This window comes from Rhodococcus sp. 05-2254-6 (assembly GCF_002258565.1).
Taxonomy (GTDB): Bacteria; Actinomycetota; Actinomycetes; order Mycobacteriales; family Mycobacteriaceae; genus Rhodococcoides.
On the sequence record NZ_NOZF01000076.1, the window covers coordinates 1 to 19,187 of the forward strand.

Sequence of the window (19,187 nt, forward strand, 5' to 3'; positions counted from 1 at the left end):
ACGGCCTTGGGGCGCGCCAACAACTCTCGCGCGTAATTACGCACCACCGCAAGGGTATTGCAGTCGATACACTCCGCCGTGACCCCATCGACGTCGAGGTCCATGTCCTCGCACAACGCTACTGCTCGCGATACATGAAAGTTTGGCTGATGATCAGTCCGCGTTCGACCCCGAAGGTCTCTTTCGCCCGTGCGCAGGTGTCGTAGGTGTCGATGCCGTGATCGTCTCCGATGATCACCGCAGGATCGATTCCGTGCTCGATCAAATAGTCGGTCATCGCTTGAATCTCGTTGCCCGAGTTACCGTCTGCATCACCGGAAACCAGAATTGCCTTGATCTTCCCCGCCGCCATCAACGCAATCGCAGTGTCGAGACGTCCGGAGAGAAATCGCATCGGCTTGCCGTCGCGCACCTGCGCACCGAGGACGATGGCCACCGGTGCGTCCGGCGCATCCTCGACGTCGATGGGGTCACGGCGGAGTGTATCGACTGCAATACCCTTGCGGTGGTGCGTAATTACGCGCGAGAGTTGTTGGCGCGCCCCAAGGCCGTGCTGGATTTGTGGTCCGGCCGCGATCCCGTGGTGGTCTCCCCGCCTGTCGATTCGCTCGCGACCATCACCGACCGATGAGTGTGGCCGACGGCGAGGTGTGAATCAGCCCCTCGGTTCTGGATATGTGCCTCCGATCGGCGTCGGTCATTCGAAGCAGGGGAGCCGATCAGGCGGACGACAGGGACGGCGACGGCTCTAGCCCGGCTACAGTGAGCTGGCCCGGTTCGACGACTCAGCGGACCCGTTTTTTCAGGAGAAGTGAACGCTTGAGCTGGATCCGCTTGAACGACATCGCCAAGGGATACGACCAGAAGGTGATGTTGCGCGAGGTGTTCTTTCGTCTCGCTGACGGCGATCGCATCGGTCTGATCGGCCGCAACGGCACGGGCAAGACCACCCTGCTGCAGCTCCTTCTCGGGCGTGAGACGCCCGATTCCGGAACCGTCGATGTCACCGAGGGCGCACGAATCGGGTACTTCTCACAGTTCTCGGAACTCGACGGCGATCGCAGCATCCAAGCGGAGCTCGAATCGCTTTTCGTCGCTGTCCACGCGATCGAGGTCGAGTTGGCCGAAGTCGAGGCAGCACTCGGCGGTGATCTCGACGAGAAGCAGATGTACAAGCTCGTCGATCGGCAAGCCGAACTGCTCGACGCCATGGAGAACAGCGGCGGTTGGACCTACCACCAGCAGATCGACACGGTGCTGTCGATGCTCGGATTCAACGCCGAACGACGTGAGCTACCCGTCGATCGCCTGTCGGGTGGTTGGCGCAACCGCGCCGCGCTGGCCAAGATCCTGATCGAGGCACCCGACGTCCTGCTGCTCGACGAGCCGACCAACTTTCTCGACGTTGCCGGAATCGCCTGGCTCGAACGGTGGCTACGTGACTTCCGCGGTGCGCTCCTCGTCGTCTCGCACGACCGTGCGTTTCTCGAGCAGGTCGTCACCAGCATCGTCGAAATCGAGAACCATCACCTGCAGACGTACGACGGAAGCTATTCGGAATACGTTCAGCAGAAGCAGTTCAGGCTCAAGAACCTCGAACGTGAGTTCAGCAACGAACAACAATTGCTGGCCTACGAGCAGGAAGCGATCAGCGATCGCAAGGAAGCCGTGAAGAACCCCAGCGGGGTGCTCAAGCGTCGGCTGGCGAACATCAAGAAGAGCAAGAGTCCGCGTCCCGTCGACACAGTGGTCACTGCAATCTACGGCGGACTGCACGTGCACGACAACCTGGCCGAGATCACGGGGATCTCCAAAAGCTATGGCGAGCAACGACTCTTCGAGAACATCTCGTTCACCGTGCACCGCGGCGACCGCATTGCCATTACCGGACCCAATGGATGTGGAAAGACCACTCTGGTGGACATCCTCGTCGGTGCCGAGCAACCGGACGACGGCAAGATCAAATGGAAGACCAAGGCTCCGTCGTTCATCTACTACAACCAGGTGCTGGCCGATCTCGATCTCGACGACACCGTGTCGCACTCGGTCAACGCAATGCCGGGCAGTCTCGCACTCACGGCAACGAAGAAGGAAGTGCACCGCTTCCTGACGCTGCTGCAGTTCTCCGAGCTGGATCTCAAGTCGAAGATCGGAGTTCTGTCCGGAGGCCAGAAAGCGCGCGTCGCCCTGGCTCAGTGCCTACTGTTCGGCGCAGGCGTCATCGTGCTCGACGAGCCCACCAACCATCTCGACCTGCAGAGCACTCAGGTACTCGAACGCGCCTTGATGGCGTTTCCCGGTGCGGTGATTCTGGTGAGTCACGACAGGTTCTTCGTCGAGAAGGTGGCCTTTCGGCAGTTGTCGTTCGATGGCAAGGGCGGCGTCACCGAAATCGCTGGTGTGCAGATGGCCTGACCTTCCGGGCTACCCGTTGATCTTCGACGTGGACGTGCCCCACTCGGCGTCGCGCAACTCCTTCTTTCGGATCTTGCCGGTCGATGTCTTCGGCAACTCGACGATGAATTCGACTGCGCGCGGGGCTTTGTACGACGCGATAGCCGATTTCACGTGCGACACGAGCTCTGCCTCGGAGGCGTCCGCACCCGGCACCAGCACCACGAATGCCTTCGGTCGCTCTCCCCATTTGTCGTCCGGCACTCCGATGACCGCCACATCGGCGACGGCTGGGTGGCTGGCAAGTGCCTGTTCGACCTCGATCGTCGAGATGTTCTCGCCGCCGGAAATGACGACGTCCTTGGCGCGATCGAGCAGCTGAACGTAGCCGTCGGGATGCATCACCCCGAGGTCTCCTGAATGGAACCAGCCGCCCGCGAAGGCCTGCGTCGTACCGGCTGCGTCGTCGTAGTACCCCTTCATGACGTTGTTGCCGCGCATGACGATCTCACCCATTTCGACGCCGTCGGGTTCGACGTCGATCAACGTTCCGCCTGTATCCGGCTTGTCTCGCACCACGCGCAAACGGTCGGCAGTGAGCATGCCGACTCCCTGTCGAGCCAAGCGCTGAGCCTGGTCGTCGGCGTCCAATTCGAGCCATTCCTGTTTCGCCTCGCACACCGAGTACGGACCGTAGGTCTCGGTGAGGCCGTACACGTGTACGAGCGTCGCTCCCAGCGCTCGGATCTTGCTGATGATCGTCGGACTCGGTGGAGCGCCCGCCGTGACGATGGTCAGGGGTCTGTCGAGCGAATGCGCCTCTGCGGCAGTGGCAAGAGTGGTCAGCACCGTCGGCGCGCCGGCAAGGTGATCGACACCGTTGTCGATGGCCGACCAGATAGCGTCTCCGCGCACTCCGCGGAGGCACACGTGCGTGCCCGACGCGGCCGTGACCGCCCAGGTGGTGCACCATCCGTTGCAATGGAACATCGGCAGTGTCCACAGGTATCGGGTGTCGATGCCGAATCCCTGGTGGTGCAGTTCTCCGAGCGAATTGAGATAGGCACCGCGGTGGGTGTACATCACGCCCTTGGGTCGACCGGTGGTGCCCGAGGTGTAGTTGATCGTGATGGTCGACGTCTCGTCGTCGACCTCCCACTCCAGTGGATCGTCGGAGCCTCTCTCGAGGAAGGCATCGTATCGAGTGGCGTGCGGCAGCGTTGCGTACGTGCCGTCGGGGGCGGGTGTCTCGACGATCTCACGGACCGAATCGGCGATCGGATCTGTTCCGAGCCCGGACAGCAGCTCCGAATCACCCACCAGCAGAACCGAACCGGAGTGATCGCAGATGTAGCGAACCTCGGCGGGCGACAGTCTGGTGTTGATTGCGACCAGAACGGCACCGGCCAGTGGAACCGCGTAGTGCGCGAACAACAGCTCCGCAGAGTTGGACGCGATGTAGGCCACCCGATCTCCGTGGCCGACACCCGACGCGCGCAGTGCGTGCGCGAGCCGGGTGACGTCGGCAGCGAACTGCTCGTAGGTGAATGTCCTGGGCCCGTCCACCACGGCGGTCTTGTGGGGGTGGACCTCCGCTGCGCGTTCGAGAAAGCGAAGGGGCGTCAGGGGAGTATCGAGACCGGTCATGGCAGTCAATGTAGCGCGCACTACGAGGCCAGATCGGATTTGTCGATACGTTCGCGCCCACCGGTAAGGTCCGCGCGTTCGGCGGCGGCACGGCCGGCATGCGATCCCGCTGCATTGTCGCTGCTGAACCTGATCGTTCTCGTCGTCGGATGCCGGGCCGCAAACGCTCGGTCGACTGCGTCGGTTCGTTCCGCCATGATGGGCACCAGCGCAGAGCCGTGTTGTCGAGTGGCAGCAGCGGTGGCGCGGTCGCGTGCTTCGGTCAGTCGTTCGCCGATACGGTGGGCGTAGGCGATCAAGAAAGCGTTGCGGAAACTACGGGTCCGCGCTGCCGGCGAATCGGCCACCTCGTCGAGTGCGCGCGTCGATTGCACGAGTAGCGAGGTGTAGAGGAGCTCGCACAGATCGAGATCGACGGGCATGCCGATGATGCTGGCCAGCAAGTACTTCTTCTTCCACAGTGTCCTGGCACCATTTGCATGGCATACGCAGTGCAGCAGAAGCAGTTTGGCTTTGGAGTACGGATTGCTCACCATGATGCGTCGCGTGACGACATCGTCGATCAGGCTGCGAGGGTTCCCCACATCGAGAAGCGCGCTGTCGATCGCGTAGCGCGTCATCAAATCTTGGGCTTTGGCCGATAACGCCTCGGCCTCAGCGGGGAATTGCGTCGACTCGGCCTTGGCCAGCAGCCCTCGGATTCTGCCGAGCATCTTCGAGTCCGTGGCTCGCCGGGGGCCGGTCGCTGCCGACTGCGAGGTCCACCTGGCCGGAGGGGGCAGGAGCTTCTCGAGGGGCAACAGCCATGTCGAACAACCGAGTACGAGCAAAAGGGTGTACCAGGACTGCGCCGACGATCGTCGGTTGTACGAACGCCACCTTTGAAGTCTCTCGGCGGTCGTGCCCCCGGCGGAGTCGACTCGCAGCTCGGATAGCTGATCACGCCATGAATCCGGAGCGAGGCGCTCGGCCGAGCTTCGTGCCGTGTGTGCTCCGATGGCCTCGACGATGACCACTGTGCCGTCGCCTCCGGCGCACTGAAGCGTGACATGAACGAGTTCGGTTGGCTGCCAACCGTTCTCGAACGCCGTGTCGAGAGCATCGTCGAGTGTTCGCGCCGCGCAATCGTGCACCGAACGACTCTGTTGCGCATCCAGAGCGGCCAAGCGTTCCGCTACCAGCCGGACCCTGTCTTTTCCCGCTGATCCGAGTTGGGCGAATCCGATTCCGCTGTCGAGTAATTCGCTCGGATCGGCATCCTGCCACGCGCTGGTCGCCCGCGTGTACTTGAAAAAACTGTCCAAATCGATACGACTCATCGTCGTCCCCTCCACGTCCCCCGGTGTGGTCACCGAACTGTTCGGTGAGACGCAGAGTATGGGAGGGGTCCGACAAACTATTCGAACGTGTCAGCGAGGGGCAAGCATCTGTAGCAATTCCTCGACCGACGGCAGACCGGGGATCACGGGAAGGTTGGGAACAGAGACGGCGGCGGGCGGTGCCGTCAGTTCGATTCCGCCGAGCGCGCCCAAGACGTCGTCGGTGTTGGTGCTGCTCGGTCCGTACGTGTTGGAGGCGACGACGAAATCATCGCCGATCGACGCTGACGCGACAACACTCGACCGGTCGTCGGCCCATCCCCACTTGCTCCCCGTCACGCCGGCCAACTGCTGGGTGCCCCAGTCCTGAACCATTCCGTCGCGTGCCACAGGAGCCGCGGTGTTCATCCAGGCGAGGACCGGGCTGGCGGGGTCGGTGCGCTTCTTCGCCGCCAAGAATCGCACGGTGTCGGCTGTGCTCGTGGACGAGCTGCCCCAGAAACCGCCCCGCGAGGTAGAGGTGAGTCCGTACTCCGCGGCGGTCGCCGATATTGCCTGGGGGTACTTGTTGTCGAGCGTCGATGCGGCACCGTCGTCGCTGACCTGGATCATCCGCGCGGCGAGGTCGAGGTCTCTCGGCGAACCATCGCCGAAACGGACGACGTAATCGGCCATGTAGAGCTTGACCGTCGACAGTCCCGGGCGCGCAGAGTTGTCCTCAGCGCTGCCTACATAAGTCCCTGTCGGGAGGTGTTCGTACGACAACGACGTCCGTGCCGGGACATCGGAGAGGTCGCCGGGTGTCGGCAAAGCCTGGGCCGGTGCCGCGCATACCAACGCCATGGCAATACCGGCAATTGGGACAGCGGTTCTGGTGAAGATGCGTCGCAGGGCCGGCATCTCGTGCTCCTCGAGGTGTTGGCCCGCCGTGAGTCGGTGACCGATGACTGTAGTTACCCCGATAGTAGACGCTTCAACCTCGAGGCCGTCCGGATGAATGCGACGTTGTTGCACTCGGAGCGACCGAAAGGCACATTGATCCCAACCGGGGTGCGCGATCGGTCAGGAGCGGCGCAGCGTCGAGAGCAGTGCTTTCGAGCGTCGCAGTGGGCTTCGACTCGAGTCGGCCGGCCACGTGCTGGGCAACTCGATCGGGTCCGTCAGGCGACCGGCATTGAAGTCGTCGACCAGGTGTCCGACGGTTTCCTGCGCGCAGGATTTGTTGGTGCCGATGAATCCCGAGGGGCCACGCTTGATCCAGCCGGTGACGTAGGTGCCGATCGCCGTCGACCCACCTACTTCCTCCAGGACGCGCCCGCCGTTGTTGGGAATGATGCCGGCACGATCGTCGAACGGAACTCCGGGGAGCGCGACGCCGCGGTAGCCGATGGAGGTGAGGACGAGCCCGGCCTCGACGACGTCCACGTCGCCGGTCGGGACGCTGCGAACCACGTCCTCGCTGTCGGCGGACAGGCCCATCCGCTCGAACTCGACGCCCGTCACTCGATCGGTGCCGAGGATGCGGGTGGGGGAGAGAAGATAGCGCAGGGTGATTCGCCTGCGGCCGTCGCTGTGTTCGGGGGATTCGTCGACGTGGCGAAGCAACTGCAGCTTCTGCGCCACGGCGTGGGGAAGGTCGTCGGTGCTCGCGAGTCGGACGGTGACCGGATCGAGCGCGAGTTCGCTGCGGTCGATGGCCAAGTCGATATCGGGGACGGTCAGCAGCCCGGCGAACTCGGGAACGGTGAAGGCGGACTGCGCCACGCCGCGGCGACCGACGACGACCACCTCGCGAATGGAGCTGTGGCGCAATGCGTCCAAGGCGTGCGGAGCGATGTCGGTCCGAGCGAGGGTATCCGGATTCATCGTCAGAATGCGGGCGACGTCGAGGGCAACGTTGCCGTTGCCGACGACCACCGCGCGCTCGTGCGAGAGATCGAACGTGCGATGCGCGTGGTCGGGATGGCCGTTGTACCAGGCGACGAAGTCGGTAGCCGAACTGCGCCCGGGCAATTCGGCACCGGGAATGCGGAGCTCACGATCCGATGACGCCCCGACCGCATAGATGACGGCGTGGTGGGTGTCCATCAACTCGTCGTGCGTGACGTCCTTGCCGACCTCCACGCCGAGGTGGTACGTGAATCCCTCTTGCGCAGAGATGGTTTCGAACAAGCGCGATACCTGACGCGTCTTCTGATGATCGGGTGCGACGCCGAGTCGAGCGAGGCCGTGTGGTTGTGGGAGTCGGTCGTAGACATCGACTCTCACGCCCGGCTGCGTGAGCAGCTCGTCCGCGGCGTACATCGCCGATGGGCCCGATCCGACGATCGCGACTCGCAGCGGCTGACGATCCCGCGAGACCGACGCAGCAGGCGTGACCGGTGCCAGGATGGGCCGAGGCGGGCGCTCCTGTTTGTAGAAATCCGCATTGATCGTCAGGAACGGCAGTTGTGCCTCTGTCAGTTTCGCCTGCGGCACAATGGCATCGACTGGGCAGGCCGAGACGCACGCGCCGCAGTCGACACACGACTGCGGGTCGATGTGCAACATCTCCGCCGTCAGGAAGTCCGGCTCGTCGGGAGTGGGATGAATGCAGTTGACAGGACACGCGTAGACGCACGATGCGTCGCTGCAACATGACTGGGTGACGACGTGGGGCATGAGGTTTCCTGACGGCTGGGGCGCGAGCTATGCGGCGAACTGGCTGGAACTGCGGTCGGGTTCGCTGCGGAAACGGGACGCTTTGCCGTCGATTCCGCACAGCTTCCACATCAGGCGAGCGGCGCGATTCATCATTCCGGTGTCGTTGGCCAGCATGCGGACGTCTCCGAAGTAGTCCTGCAGTGCGTGCTGCGACTCCGGAGTACCCCAGAACAGGTCCTTCTTCACCCGCGCCGGGATGTCGAACTTCGTCCAGAACTTCTTCGGCGGAATGACGATGACGTCGCACAGAATGCGCATCGTGATCGGGAAGGCCAGCGAGAGCAAGAACCGTCCGGCCTTGGACATCTTGGGGACGCGGCGACGCAGCAACTGGTGTGCGAACGAGATGTGCCGCGCTTCCTCGGCGACGTGAATCGCCATGACCCTCTGCATGATCGGGTGGATTTCTTCACCGGACCGCAGAACCGACTTCTGGATGTGGTCGATGGGCTCCTCGCCTGCGAGAACACCGACGAAGAACAACTCGGGCAACAGCGTGGCGAACAGGGGAATGAACGGCGACAGCATCTTCATCGGCCGACTCATGCCGGGAGCATCGGAATCGACGCGGTTGACCATCTCCTGGAACATCAGGGTGTGGTTGCACTCTTCGATGGATTCGTGGGTGCAGTAGCGTGCCTCGGCCGAGCCGTTGGGCAGCGAGAACACGTACTGCATCATGCCGCGGATCAGAATGTTCTCGAACTGAAGACCGACCTTGGCGACATTGGCCTGACGCCACATGCCGATCTCGATCTGCTTCTCGAGCGGCAGCGCTCGGTACCAGGCGTGGCCGCCGATCGGGTCCGTCTTCGCGGGCAGTACCCAGCGAGGATCGTTCGCGGGCACCGCGAACTTCTCGGACTCCCAGTCGATATCCACGTAGGGGTCGAAGTGCTTGTGAACAGAACCCTCGGACAACAGGGTGAGTGTCTCGATGTACTGCTGCTCGTCCGCGGTGTCGGTATCGACCGAAACGGACGTGGTGCCTGTCGTCAGTGTCATGGCTTCTCCAAACGAGGTGCGAACATAGAGTTAATGTAACCCCAGTTAACACGAAAGGGAAGCGCGCTGGAAAACCCAGTTCGTTTTCCCTCTACTGTTCGTCCGAACGTTCGTCGGATACCTCGGCCACCTCGTCGGTCTCGAACAGTTGCAACTGGATCGCCGACGGATCGACCACCGGCGTGACCTGTTCGGGTGTGCTGCGCAGTACCTCGCGCAGCGCAGCCACGGCGCGGCCCCATTTGCCGGCTTCGCGGTCGGCCTCGTCGACGTCGCAGTGCTCGTCCCCGAGATCGGCAGCGACCGCCATGCCACGCCACGACGCCTCCTGCTCGGCGCTGATGCGCAGGTAGGAGGCGACGACATCGCGATCGGAGTCACAACGTTCGAGGACGGTGTCGAGGTCGAGTGGCTCCGCGGATTCGGCTATCAGATCGACCAATTCGAGCAGACCGTCCGGAAAGTCCTCGGCCTCGATCGGGGGCGGCGTCGGTTCGCCGAGCGCTCCACCGAAATCCTCGGCGAATTTCTCGTCGACCTGCTCCCATACGTGACTGAGCATCCGCACTGCCCACAGCAAGTGATCGGCGACGAAGGGGGAGCCGCTCACCCGCACCTGGGCGACGATGCAGTCCTGGACCAGGTGCAGCATCACATCGGGTAGCTGCAAATTGAGATCGACCAACAACTCGGCTGCGCGGGTTCGTCCCGACACGGCGTGCACCAGCGTCGAATTGATCTCGACCACAGGCTCGGTGGGCTTGACCGACACGTATGCGGTGCCGTTGACGAACCGCAGGGGGATGTCGCCGTCGGGGTCGTGATCCGGCGGGAAACCGAACCACGGCTCGAGCGCTCGATCGACCAGTTGCTGCAGGTGTTCCTTGCCCTTGGGCTGTACGCACATCGGAACGACAGTGATGCCGGGCTCGGGGGTGGCGACGTCGAAACTCGGTACGTCGTATCGGCCGGTGGCGCGCGAGCTCAGGAACGACGGATGCGGGAGACCCCAGATGTCACGGAACACCGCAACGGTCGTCTTGGCCAGATCGTCGGACCAGGATCGATTCCGGTCCACGTGCGGTGCAGTCGGTTCGGAATCGACCGACATGCGAAACCCCAACGCGCTGAGCGCTTCCCGCTGCTCTTCGGTGATGGCACGGCTGTGATGCAGGTGCTCGTTCGCCGGGATCTCGCAGCGGACCATATCGAGATCCCAGGCGTAGAACTGCACGCAGGCTGCGGTGTCGGGCACGCCGTCGGTGCTGTCGTATCGCGACTCGATCACCAGCGCATCGCCGTCGCGCATCGCGCTGACGTAGTCGCCGAGTCTGCGCTGGAACTGCATCCAGGCAGCGTCGACGTCGAAGTCGAACTCGAGTGAATCGCTCATGTCGGCTCCTTACCCAGATCGCGTTGGCGTAACGCACAGTCGGTGACGCTAGCGGCGACCACCGACACGGTCTCGGTGTTCGCGGGGGCCGTCACGACGACGCTGAATCCTCGACCGAGCTGTGGAGCGGGTCGTGCTGCGACTCCTCGTCGATCACACCGAACGGTAGGGCCTCGGCGACACCGTCGAGCACTGCCGGACGCAAAGCGTGCGGAACGGCGAGTACTTCTTCGATCTTGACGAGGATGCCCTGCTCGATGAGGGATCGGACGCGGTGGTCGATCAACTGCGCCGTACGCAGATCCTCACCTTCGAGTTCGGCGTAGTCCTCGCCCTCGTTGTTGATGGGGAGCTCGTCCGTCATGGCGGCGAGCAGCGTCTGTACCGCGAAAGTGTTCGCCAGCGACCGTGACACATCGGGGTCGCCGGCATCTCCCGACAGCTGGACGCGAACGTGTTCGGCGACCAGCTCGTGCACCGTCTCCGCGCCTCGGCCGGCCAGCGAATGCGCATTGTCGCCCGGCCTGGCGGTGTCACCGTCGATGCGAATCAATTCGGTCGCGATCGCCGTCGACCAGTAGTCGACCGCGGCACCCACCTCGAGCCGGGCGGGATCGAGCGGGGTGGAGCCGACCGCGCGCTGCAGGTCGGCGTCCTCGCCCACCGCCAACCCGTCGGCTACGCGCGCGACGATGTCGTCGAGGGCGGGTAGCAGCGGCAACGCGGAGATCGCGGCGAGTTCCTGGGCCAGCGAGACGTCGGGCAGATCGATGTCGTCGGCGTCGAGCATGTCCGGCTCGTCGCCTTGGAGGAAGTCCGAGAGATCCTCCATGCAGTGCGAGTAGTCCTCGGGAGTGCCGTCCCAGAGATCGGTCTCGTCGAGGAAGGTCAGGTACTGCAGTGACGTGAGTACCAGATTGACCGCGGTGTCCTCGGCCGTGTCGGACTCGTCCTGCAGGATGCGTTCCGCGGCGTCCACCAGCAAGTGTGCATCGGCGGGTAGCCAGGCACTGGGGGAAAAGCCGTTACGGGCTCCGGCCAGCTGGGTCAGTGTCGACGACACGAGTCGAGAGATCGCCTCCGATTGTTCCGACATCTCGCTCTCGTCGAGCCATTCGACGAAACCGTCGATCAGATCGGCGATGCGTTCGGTGACGGCACCGGTGGGGGCCGGTCGGGATTGCTGGTGGCGCCGTTGCCGGGCCTTGGTCTTTTCTGCACGTTTCTGTCCGCGGTTGGCAGGCCGCTTCGATCCCATGACTGCCAGCTTATCGGTAGGCATGTCCGGTTTCGTCGATCCGTGCCCTCAGCGAAGTAGGAACGAACCCGCAGATGCAGGAAGAGCTGGATTCGATGCGCGACGATACAGCTCTGCGGGTCGGCCGCCGCCTGCGGTCGAGGTTGTGCCTGTCCCTTCGAGCGACCCGATGACGTGACGTCGGAACGTGTCTTTCGGCAGAGCGCGATCGAACACGATCTCGTACACCTCGCGAAGTTCGAGAAGGGTGAACTCCGCGTCCGTCAACAGTGCGGGATCGACCTCACGCGCGTAGCGATCACGGAGGTCGAGAACTGCCTCGGTCACCATGGTGCCGTGGTCGAAGGCCAGTGTCGACACCGGTGCGGAGTCGTCTATCGGCATCGATTCGGTTGTGGGAGCCAATGATCGAGCCGAGATTGCTGCGCCGTGCGCCATCGACAGGACCCAGCCGCGGTCGTCGCGGTCGGGATCGTCGAACATCCTCAGCTGGTGAAAAGTGAGATCGATCAAGTCGGCCTTCGTCCTCAACGCGCGGTCTGCCGCGTCGGCGAGAGTCTCCGACGGTCGCAGAAAGGTGCCCGGTAGCGCGGGGCCGCGCTCCGACGGCACCACGACGACGTGCAATTGCCGTTCGCGGACGGTCAGTACCGCCACATCGACTGCCACGGAGGGGCGCGGGTAGTCGGTCAGCGCGTTGCCGTCTCGGTCTCGCCAGTTCATGCGTTGCAGCTTAGCGCAGTAATGATCTATAGTTAGCTCAATATCGATCTAAGGGGTAGGTATGCAGTTGACGGACATTCAGCACGACCGAGCGCGGGGCGTTCTCCTCGGAACGGCAGTGGGTGACGCCTTGGGCGCGGGCTACGAGTTCGGATACCCCTCACCCGAGACGACGATCGCCATGGTCGGCGGCGGCGCATTCGATTGGGCCCCGGGGGAATGGACCGACGACACCTCGATGGCGCTCTGCGTCGCGCGTGCCCTCGAGCAGGGCGGAGACATCGACGACATCGCCGAGAATTTTCGCGCGTGGTTTGCCCAGAACCCTCCGGACGTAGGAAATCAAACGCGCTCCGTGCTCGCGCAGACCACACTCAGCGGCTCAGAGATGACCGCGGCGGCAGCGTCACTGTCGGGTAGAACCGGCGGCAACGGATCGCTCATGCGTACCGCACCTGTCGCCTTGGCCTACCTCGACGATGCGGCCGGATGTCGAGCTGCTGCTGCACGGATCAGTGCCCTCACCCATTCCGACCCGCATGCCGGTGAGGCATGCCAATTATGGACTCACGCAATTCGATACGCGGTTCTTCGCGGTACACACGGCGGGGTGCGTGAATTTCTGGCCGCCGCCGACGCCGCCGTCCGCGAGTTCTGGCAGCCCCTGCTCGATCAGGCGCAGGAGGGGCAGCCGTCCGATTTCCCGAACAACGGCTGGGTGGTCCACGCTCTGCAGACGGCGTGGTGGGCGATCCATCGGTCCGCTGACTCGGACCGGCCCCTGCCTGCCGCTCTCGAACTGTGCGTCCGCGCCGGCGGCGACACCGACACCACGGCAGCCATAGCGGGAGGACTCCTCGGAGCGCGTTGGGGCGCATCGGCGGTGCCGCGCGCATGGCGCGACATCGTCCACGGTTACCCAGGGTTGCGCGCCGACGATCTCGATCGAATCACTACGAACATCATTGCAGCGAGGGAGATTTCATGACAATCATCGACGTCGTCCAGGGCGACATCACCGACGTTGCCGCAGATGCGATCGTCAATGCCGCCAATGCACGATTACTCGGCGGCGGGGGAGTGGACGGTGCCATCCACCGGGCCGGTGGGCCGGACATCCTCGCAGAATGCAAGGCGCTGCGGGCCACCACCCTGCCCCACGGCCTCGACATCGGCGCAGCCGTCGCCACCACCGCGGGACGACTTCGTGCCGGCTGTGTCATCCACACCGTCGGCCCGCGCTACTCCCCGCACGAGGACAGATCGGAGCTGCTGCGACTCTGCTACGCCCGAAGCCTGGCGCTGGCTGCGTCGATGAACCTGAAGTCCATCGCATTTCCCCTGATTTCCGGCGGCTCCTACGGATGGCCGATGCACGATGCAGTCACCCAGCAGGTGGTGGCAGTCAAAGCTGCCCGGCCGTCGGTCGACCTCGTCATGCTGATCGCCTACTCCCGCGAAACCGCGAACCTGACGCGGCGGTTGGTGGGGTGACTGGTCAGTTTTCGCAGCCGACGCCATCTTTGTCGCGGTCCAGCTTGGTGCTGTACCCCGGATCCCCGGCGTAGATCGGGGCTGCACCCGCCGCACGGACCGCATCGCAATTGGCGTACGAGACAGCGGACGGCACTGCGGCCAACGGCGCGGGGGCGGTGTAGACGGGCTCGGGTGTGTACACCGGCTCCGGCGTGTAGACGGGCTCCGGGATGTACGCGGGCTCGGGCAGCGGGACGTACTCCGTTGTCGTCGGTATCTCGACGATGGCCGCGACTGTTTCGGTCGTCGGGGCTGCGGTGGTGGTGGTCGGGGCCGGTGTGGTTGTCGACGGCGGCGCGGTGGTCGTCGTGACGGTCGGCAACGCAGGCACGGCCGCGACCGGTGCGATGGCGGTAGTGGTCCCGGGTTCGGTCGTGGTGGTCAGTCCCATCACGAACAGGGCGGGGAGGACGGCTATGGCAGGTACCGCCCAGACCTTGCGACCCCGCGCGGGTGACGAGCGCAGGTACACGACTCCGCTGCCGACCAGCAACGCGCCGACGAGTAGCGCGCCGAACTCGAACGAGAACACTGCCCCGATCAGAAAGAATGCACCGAAAATAATTGCGGCCCAGGCGAATACCTTCCCGAACAGGGGGCGGCGAGGCGTCTGTGGCTCGAGTGCCGGTCGCTGGAAGGGCGGCGGGTAGGCGCTGGTCATGTCGAGGGTCCGTTCGGGTCACGAGAGGTGTCGATGCCGCGGCCGAGATGTCACCCGCGAGACCGGAAGCAACCGTCTCGTTCTATTCGAACCGGTCGGTCGCATTTCCGTTCACCATGTCGCATCGACGGGGTTCGTCGTTACATCCCGTGCGAGAACGGCAACCGCTCGATCAGTAGTGCTCGCGAAAGCCGCCGATCGCAGTGATGGAATTGCCGTCGGGATCGGAGGCCGTGGACAGTCTGACCCCTTTGTTCGCATCGACGATGGTGCCGAAGTCGATTCCGCGGGAACGAGCGGCATCGACGAACACCTCGATGTCTTCGACGGCAACGTTGAACAACGACGAGCCTGCCCGCCCAGGATCCACGGTCACTTGCAGCCACGCTGCGGAAGCCAACCGCCACTCCACCAGACTCGCCATCGGATTGTTGTCGGGTCCGCGGCCGAACAGCTTCTCGTACCACTCTTCTGCCGAGTCGATATCGCGCACCGCCACCACGGCAAGCACATGTTCGATCATCGCGTTCTCCTTCGTATCGGTCGGTTGCGCAGATATGGACCGGATCCGACGGCCCGACTCATCGCGCAGAATATGTCGGTGGCTCGAGTAGGGTCGTCACGAGCCCGAAACCGGGCACCGATACGAGCAGGCAGGGGACCGCAACGATGTTGACGCTCCACCGCGCCGAACGCGCCGGAACACTCGCGGCTGCACTCGCCGACATCCTGTCCGTGCCGTTGGCCGATCCGTTCGTGCCCGAGATCGTGTCGGTCCCGGCGAAGGGCGTCGAGCGGTGGCTCACGCAGCGACTGTCGAGCACATTGGGCGGTTCGGATGGCGACGGCATCGCAGCCAACATCGACTTCCCGAGCCCGTCGCGGTTGGTCTCGCGCGCCATTGCTGCGGTCGACGACATGGACCCCGACGATGATCCCTGGGCTCCGGGCCGGGTTCTCTGGACCGCGCTGGAGGTGATCGACGAGTGTCGCACCGAGACCTGGGCGGCAGTGCTGTTCAAGCACCTCGGTGCAGGTTCCGAGGATCATCGGGCGGGACGCCGCTGGTCGACGGCATCGCATGTGGCAGAACTGTTTCGCACCTACGGATCTCAGCGTCCCCAGATGCTGCGCGACTGGTTCGACGGGCGCTTCACCGACGGCCACGGCGGCGATCTCGACGAGGACCTGCTGTGGCAACCGCGAGTGTGGGCCGCGATACGGGAGCGGATCGGCAGCCCGAGCCCAGCCGAGCGCCTGCCGCAGACCTGCGCACGACTCCGGGATGCACCGGAGTCGGTGGACCTACCGAGCAGGTTGTCGGTGTTCGGTCCGACCCGGCTGACAACCGATCAGCTCGCGATACTGAGTGCGCTGTCGCAGGCTCGCGACGTGCACATCTGGGTTCCGCATCCCAGCCCGTCGATGTGGCACACCCTCGCCGAGATCCCGGCGGTGACGCGCCGACGAGACGACACGACAGCTCTGGCCGTCGAGCACCCGCTGCTGGCCGGTCTGTCGCGAGACGTGCGAGAACTTCAGGCCACCATCGCGTCGGTGGCGACGCACACCGTGCATCACGAGGGCCCGGAAGCAGCGAACACGCTGCTCGGCCGAATCCAGGCGGACATCACCGCCGATTCGCCTCCTTCTCCCGAATTCGACGACGGAACGACGTTCGCCGACGGATCGGTGCAGATTCACGCGTGTCATGGACCCGCTCGGCAGGTGGAAGTTCTGCGCGAGTCGTTGCTGCATCTGTTCGCCGGCGACCCGACGCTCGAACCACGGGATGTGCTGGTGATGTGTCCGGATGTCGAGACCTACGCGCCGTTGATCCGCGCGAACTTCGGGCAGACGGCACTGGTACATCCCGGACATCGGCTACGGGTGCGGCTGGCCGATCGAGGCCTGCGTCGTACCAACCCCGTCCTCGACGTCATCGCCACGGTGCTGGATTTCTCGGAGGGCCGGGTGACGGCGAGCGAGTTGCTGGACTTCGCCGCCAGTGGTCCGGTGCGCGAGAAGTTCTCGTTCACCGACGACGATCTCGAGCGACTGCGCGAGTGGGTGACGAGCTCCGGTGCCCGCTGGGGATTGACAGTTCGACAACGAGAAGCATATGGCCTGAACGGTTTTCGGCAGAATACCTTCAAGTCGGCGCTTGATCGCATCTTGCTGGGAGTGGCCGCGGACGAGACTCGGAACGAGTATCTCGACCTGGCGCTGCCTCTCGACGATGTCGACAGCAACGACATCACCCTCGCCGGCCGCTTCGCCGAGCTGGTGGACCGGCTCGCGTCGGTGCTCCGGGCACTGGCCGGTCCGGCATCGGTGACCGAGTGGACGCGGCAGCTGGGGCGCGCCCTCGATCTCCTCGCCGACGTGCCAACAGCAGACGAATGGCAACTGGCACAAGCACATCGCGAGATCTCCGACGCCACCGAACACGGCGGCACCGCCGAGCTGCGGCTCGCGGACGTGCGTGCCATGCTGGCCGGAAGACTGGCCGGCCGACCCACCCGAGCGAACTTTCGAACCGGCGAGCTGACCGTGTGCACCATGGTGCCGATGCGCTCGGTGCCGCACCGAGTGGTGGTGCTGCTCGGGCTCGACGACGAGGTGTTCCCACGAGTGGGCAGTATCGACGGAGACGACATCCTCGCCCGCGATCCGGCCGTCGGCGAACGAGACATTCGCAGCGAGGATCGGCAACTGCTCCTCGACGCGGTGATGTCGGCGGAGGAAAAATTGCTCTTGTTCTACACCGGAGCAGACCCCGTCGACGGGTCGGCCAAGCCACCCGCGATCCCGCTGCGCGAGTTGATGGACGTGCTCGAGGTGACCGCGGGCGGAAGCGTCGAACATCGGCATCCGCTGCAGCCCTTCGATCCTCACAATTTCGAAGCCGAACACCCGTTCAGCTTCGACACGGTGGCCCTGGCAGGGGCGGTCTCCCAGCAACGGACGCCCGATCCAGTACCACCGTTTCTGCCCGACGCGCTCCCTCCGGCCGATCGAGGGGACGTCGAACTCGCCGAACTCATCGCCTTCGTCGAGAACCCGGTGCAGGCTTTTCTGCGGCAACGACTCGGCTTCCGCGTTCCCGAGCTCGAGGACGACCTGGCGGACAGCCTGGACATCGAGCTGGATCCGTTGTCCCGGTGGAACATCGGTGATCGGATGCTTGCAGCAGTGCTCGCAGGTGGGGACATCGGAGAATTCGCCGACGCCGAGTGGCGGCGCGGAACCCTTCCGCCGTTTCATCAGGGCCGCCGCGAGATGTCCGACATCCGGCAGATCGTCGGAATCATCGCCGACGCGGCCGCTCCCTTCCACGAGGGTCCGGCCGAGACGATCGACGTCGCGGTCGATCTCGGCGACGGCCGACGCCTGACCGGCACCGTCACTGGGATCCACGGCCGCACGCTGGCACGTTCGTCGTACTCGCGACTGGCCGCCAAGCACCGGCTGGCCGCGTGGGTGCGGTTGCTGGCGGTAGCGGCATCGGAGGCAGGGGACTGGAGCGCCGTCACCATCGGCCGCGCGAGCGGAATGCGCCCGCCTCGTCGCTCTCGGCTGAGCGCCCCAGGGGATCCCGTTGCCGTACTGAAAGATTTGGTGGACTTGCGTGATCGTGGGATGACGTCGCCGCTGCCGATATCGACCGGTACCGCATCGGCATACGCAGAGAAGCGGTTCGGTGGCGGGTCCATCGAGGACGGCTACGACTCGGCCACGTGGGCTTGGCGGGGCGACTTCGGCGACGGCACCGATCGATCGTTGCGGTACGTCCACGGTTCGGCCCTGTCGTTCCAGGCATTGCTCGCTGCGGCCCCGCTCGCCGACGAGACCGAGCCCTCGAACGAGAAGAGCCGATTCGGGATTCTCGCTCGAAAGCTGTGGGATCCGTTGCTGATCGCCGAGAACATGGGGAACGCATGACCGCCGCCCGCGGATTCGACCTGCTCGGTCCGATGCCGACCGGAACGACCGTCCTCGAAGCCAGCGCCGGGACCGGCAAGACGTACGCGATCGTGGGGTTGGCCGCGCGCTACATCGCCGAAGGGATCGCCGAGATCTCGGACCTGCTTCTGGTGACGTTCAGTCGAGCCGCGACCCAGGAACTCCGTGATCGCACCCGAAGCAGGTTTGCGTCGATCGCCCGGGACCTGGCCGACCCGGACACCGCTCGCGCATCTCGGGATCCACTCGTGGCATTTCTGGCCGCAGTCGACGACGCAGAAGTCGACCGGCGGCGTCGACGGTTGCGTAGGGCCTTGTCGGACTTCGACGCCGGAACCATCGTCACCGCTGAACATCTGCAGATACAGATCGTCCACGACCTGTTCGAGTAGGTCCGAGACGGATTCGACGAACGTCGATTCCGGTTCGCGCTCGCCTGCGATGCCGAGTCCGTCGAGCATGCGCTGACAGAAACTGTGGGTGGTGACGATGGTTCCGGCGTCGAAGTCCGACAAGGCCCTACGCAACCGTCGACGCCGCCGGTCGACTTCTGCGTCGTCGACTGCGGCCACCGATGCCGCC

General features: G+C 64.4%; 15 protein-coding genes and 2 pseudogenes. 6 read left to right on the forward strand and 11 right to left on the reverse strand.

All coding sequences use genetic code 11. The features are described 5' to 3' along the window. A pseudogene (locus CH256_RS09060) lies at positions 1 to 463 on the reverse strand (SanA/YdcF family protein); the annotation flags it as partial. A 45-nt stretch (positions 464 to 508) separates the two neighbouring features. On the opposite strand from CH256_RS09060, the gene CH256_RS27625 reads away from it, so the two are divergent. Further along, positions 509 to 631, forward strand: coding sequence for a hypothetical protein (locus CH256_RS27625; protein WP_373454796.1), 123 nt, complete (start codon positions 509 to 511; stop codon positions 629 to 631). Between the two features lie 188 nt (positions 632 to 819). Further along, on the forward strand, positions 820 to 2,415 hold the full coding sequence (locus CH256_RS09065; protein ID WP_179272049.1) for an ABC-F family ATP-binding cassette domain-containing protein: 1,596 nt from the start codon (positions 820 to 822) through the stop codon (positions 2,413 to 2,415). 9 nt (positions 2,416 to 2,424) lie between these two features. Here CH256_RS09065 and CH256_RS09070 read toward each other — a convergent pair whose 3' ends face one another. The 8 genes from CH256_RS09070 to CH256_RS09105 form a co-directional block, all read right to left on the reverse strand. Further along, a complete protein-coding gene (locus tag CH256_RS09070) occupies positions 2,425 to 4,041 on the reverse strand; it encodes an AMP-binding protein (protein ID WP_094669398.1) in 1,617 nt (538 codons plus the stop codon). A 20-nt stretch (positions 4,042 to 4,061) separates the two neighbouring features. Further along, on the reverse strand, positions 4,062 to 5,360 hold the full coding sequence (locus CH256_RS09075; protein WP_094669399.1) for a DUF2786 domain-containing protein: 1,299 nt from the start codon (positions 5,358 to 5,360) through the stop codon (positions 4,062 to 4,064). A gap of 90 nt (positions 5,361 to 5,450) precedes the next feature. Continuing rightward, complete coding sequence (locus tag CH256_RS09080) at positions 5,451 to 6,260, reverse strand: hypothetical protein (RefSeq protein ID WP_094669400.1); 810 nt, start codon at positions 6,258 to 6,260, stop codon at positions 5,451 to 5,453. A gap of 162 nt (positions 6,261 to 6,422) precedes the next feature. After that, a complete protein-coding gene (locus CH256_RS09085; protein WP_094669401.1) occupies positions 6,423 to 8,021 on the reverse strand; it encodes an FAD-dependent oxidoreductase in 1,599 nt (532 codons plus the stop codon). Between the two features lie 27 nt (positions 8,022 to 8,048). Next, a complete protein-coding gene (locus tag CH256_RS09090; protein ID WP_094669402.1) occupies positions 8,049 to 9,068 on the reverse strand; it encodes an AurF N-oxygenase family protein in 1,020 nt (339 codons plus the stop codon). Between the two features lie 91 nt (positions 9,069 to 9,159). Then, on the reverse strand, positions 9,160 to 10,461 hold the full coding sequence (locus CH256_RS09095; RefSeq protein WP_094640006.1) for a T3SS (YopN, CesT) and YbjN peptide-binding chaperone 1: 1,302 nt from the start codon (positions 10,459 to 10,461) through the stop codon (positions 9,160 to 9,162). A gap of 91 nt (positions 10,462 to 10,552) precedes the next feature. Next, entirely contained in the window at positions 10,553 to 11,719 is a 1,167-nt protein-coding gene (locus CH256_RS09100) for a hypothetical protein (protein ID WP_094669403.1), read from the reverse strand. A 48-nt stretch (positions 11,720 to 11,767) separates the two neighbouring features. After that, the gene (locus tag CH256_RS09105) at positions 11,768 to 12,442 is read right to left on the reverse strand and encodes an NrtR DNA-binding winged helix domain-containing protein (protein ID WP_094640008.1); all 675 of its coding nucleotides are present in this window, start codon (positions 12,440 to 12,442) and stop codon (positions 11,768 to 11,770) included. Between the two features lie 61 nt (positions 12,443 to 12,503). Here CH256_RS09105 and CH256_RS09110 point away from each other — a divergent pair, with 61 nt between their 5' ends. Together CH256_RS09110 and CH256_RS09115 are read left to right on the forward strand one after the other, a co-directional pair. Beyond that, positions 12,504 to 13,430, forward strand: a complete 927-nt coding sequence (locus tag CH256_RS09110) for an ADP-ribosylglycohydrolase family protein (RefSeq protein ID WP_094669404.1) — start codon at positions 12,504 to 12,506, stop codon at positions 13,428 to 13,430. Continuing rightward, positions 13,427 to 13,936, forward strand: coding sequence for an O-acetyl-ADP-ribose deacetylase (locus tag CH256_RS09115; protein WP_094669405.1), 510 nt, complete (start codon positions 13,427 to 13,429; stop codon positions 13,934 to 13,936). The genes CH256_RS09110 and CH256_RS09115 overlap by 4 nt, the downstream gene beginning before the upstream one ends. Before the next feature lie 4 nt (positions 13,937 to 13,940). On the opposite strand, the gene CH256_RS09120 is transcribed toward CH256_RS09115, so the two are convergent. Continuing rightward, positions 13,941 to 14,639, reverse strand: a complete 699-nt coding sequence (locus CH256_RS09120) for an excalibur calcium-binding domain-containing protein (protein WP_094669406.1) — start codon at positions 14,637 to 14,639, stop codon at positions 13,941 to 13,943. Positions 14,640 to 14,811: 172 nt separating this feature from the next. Further along, positions 14,812 to 15,162 (reverse strand): VOC family protein, encoded by a 351-nt coding sequence (locus CH256_RS09125; RefSeq protein ID WP_094669407.1) that lies wholly within the window; start codon positions 15,160 to 15,162, stop codon positions 14,812 to 14,814. A 146-nt stretch (positions 15,163 to 15,308) separates the two neighbouring features. On the opposite strand from CH256_RS09125, the gene recC reads away from it, so the two are divergent. Together recC and CH256_RS09135 are read left to right on the forward strand one after the other, a co-directional pair. Further along, positions 15,309 to 18,584, forward strand: coding sequence for an exodeoxyribonuclease V subunit gamma (gene recC, locus CH256_RS09130; RefSeq protein ID WP_094669408.1), 3,276 nt, complete (start codon positions 15,309 to 15,311; stop codon positions 18,582 to 18,584). Continuing rightward, a pseudogene (locus CH256_RS09135) lies at positions 18,581 to 18,952 on the forward strand (UvrD-helicase domain-containing protein); the annotation flags it as partial. The gene recC and the pseudogene CH256_RS09135, both read left to right, overlap by 4 nt. Positions 18,953 to 19,187: the final 235 nt, after the last annotated feature.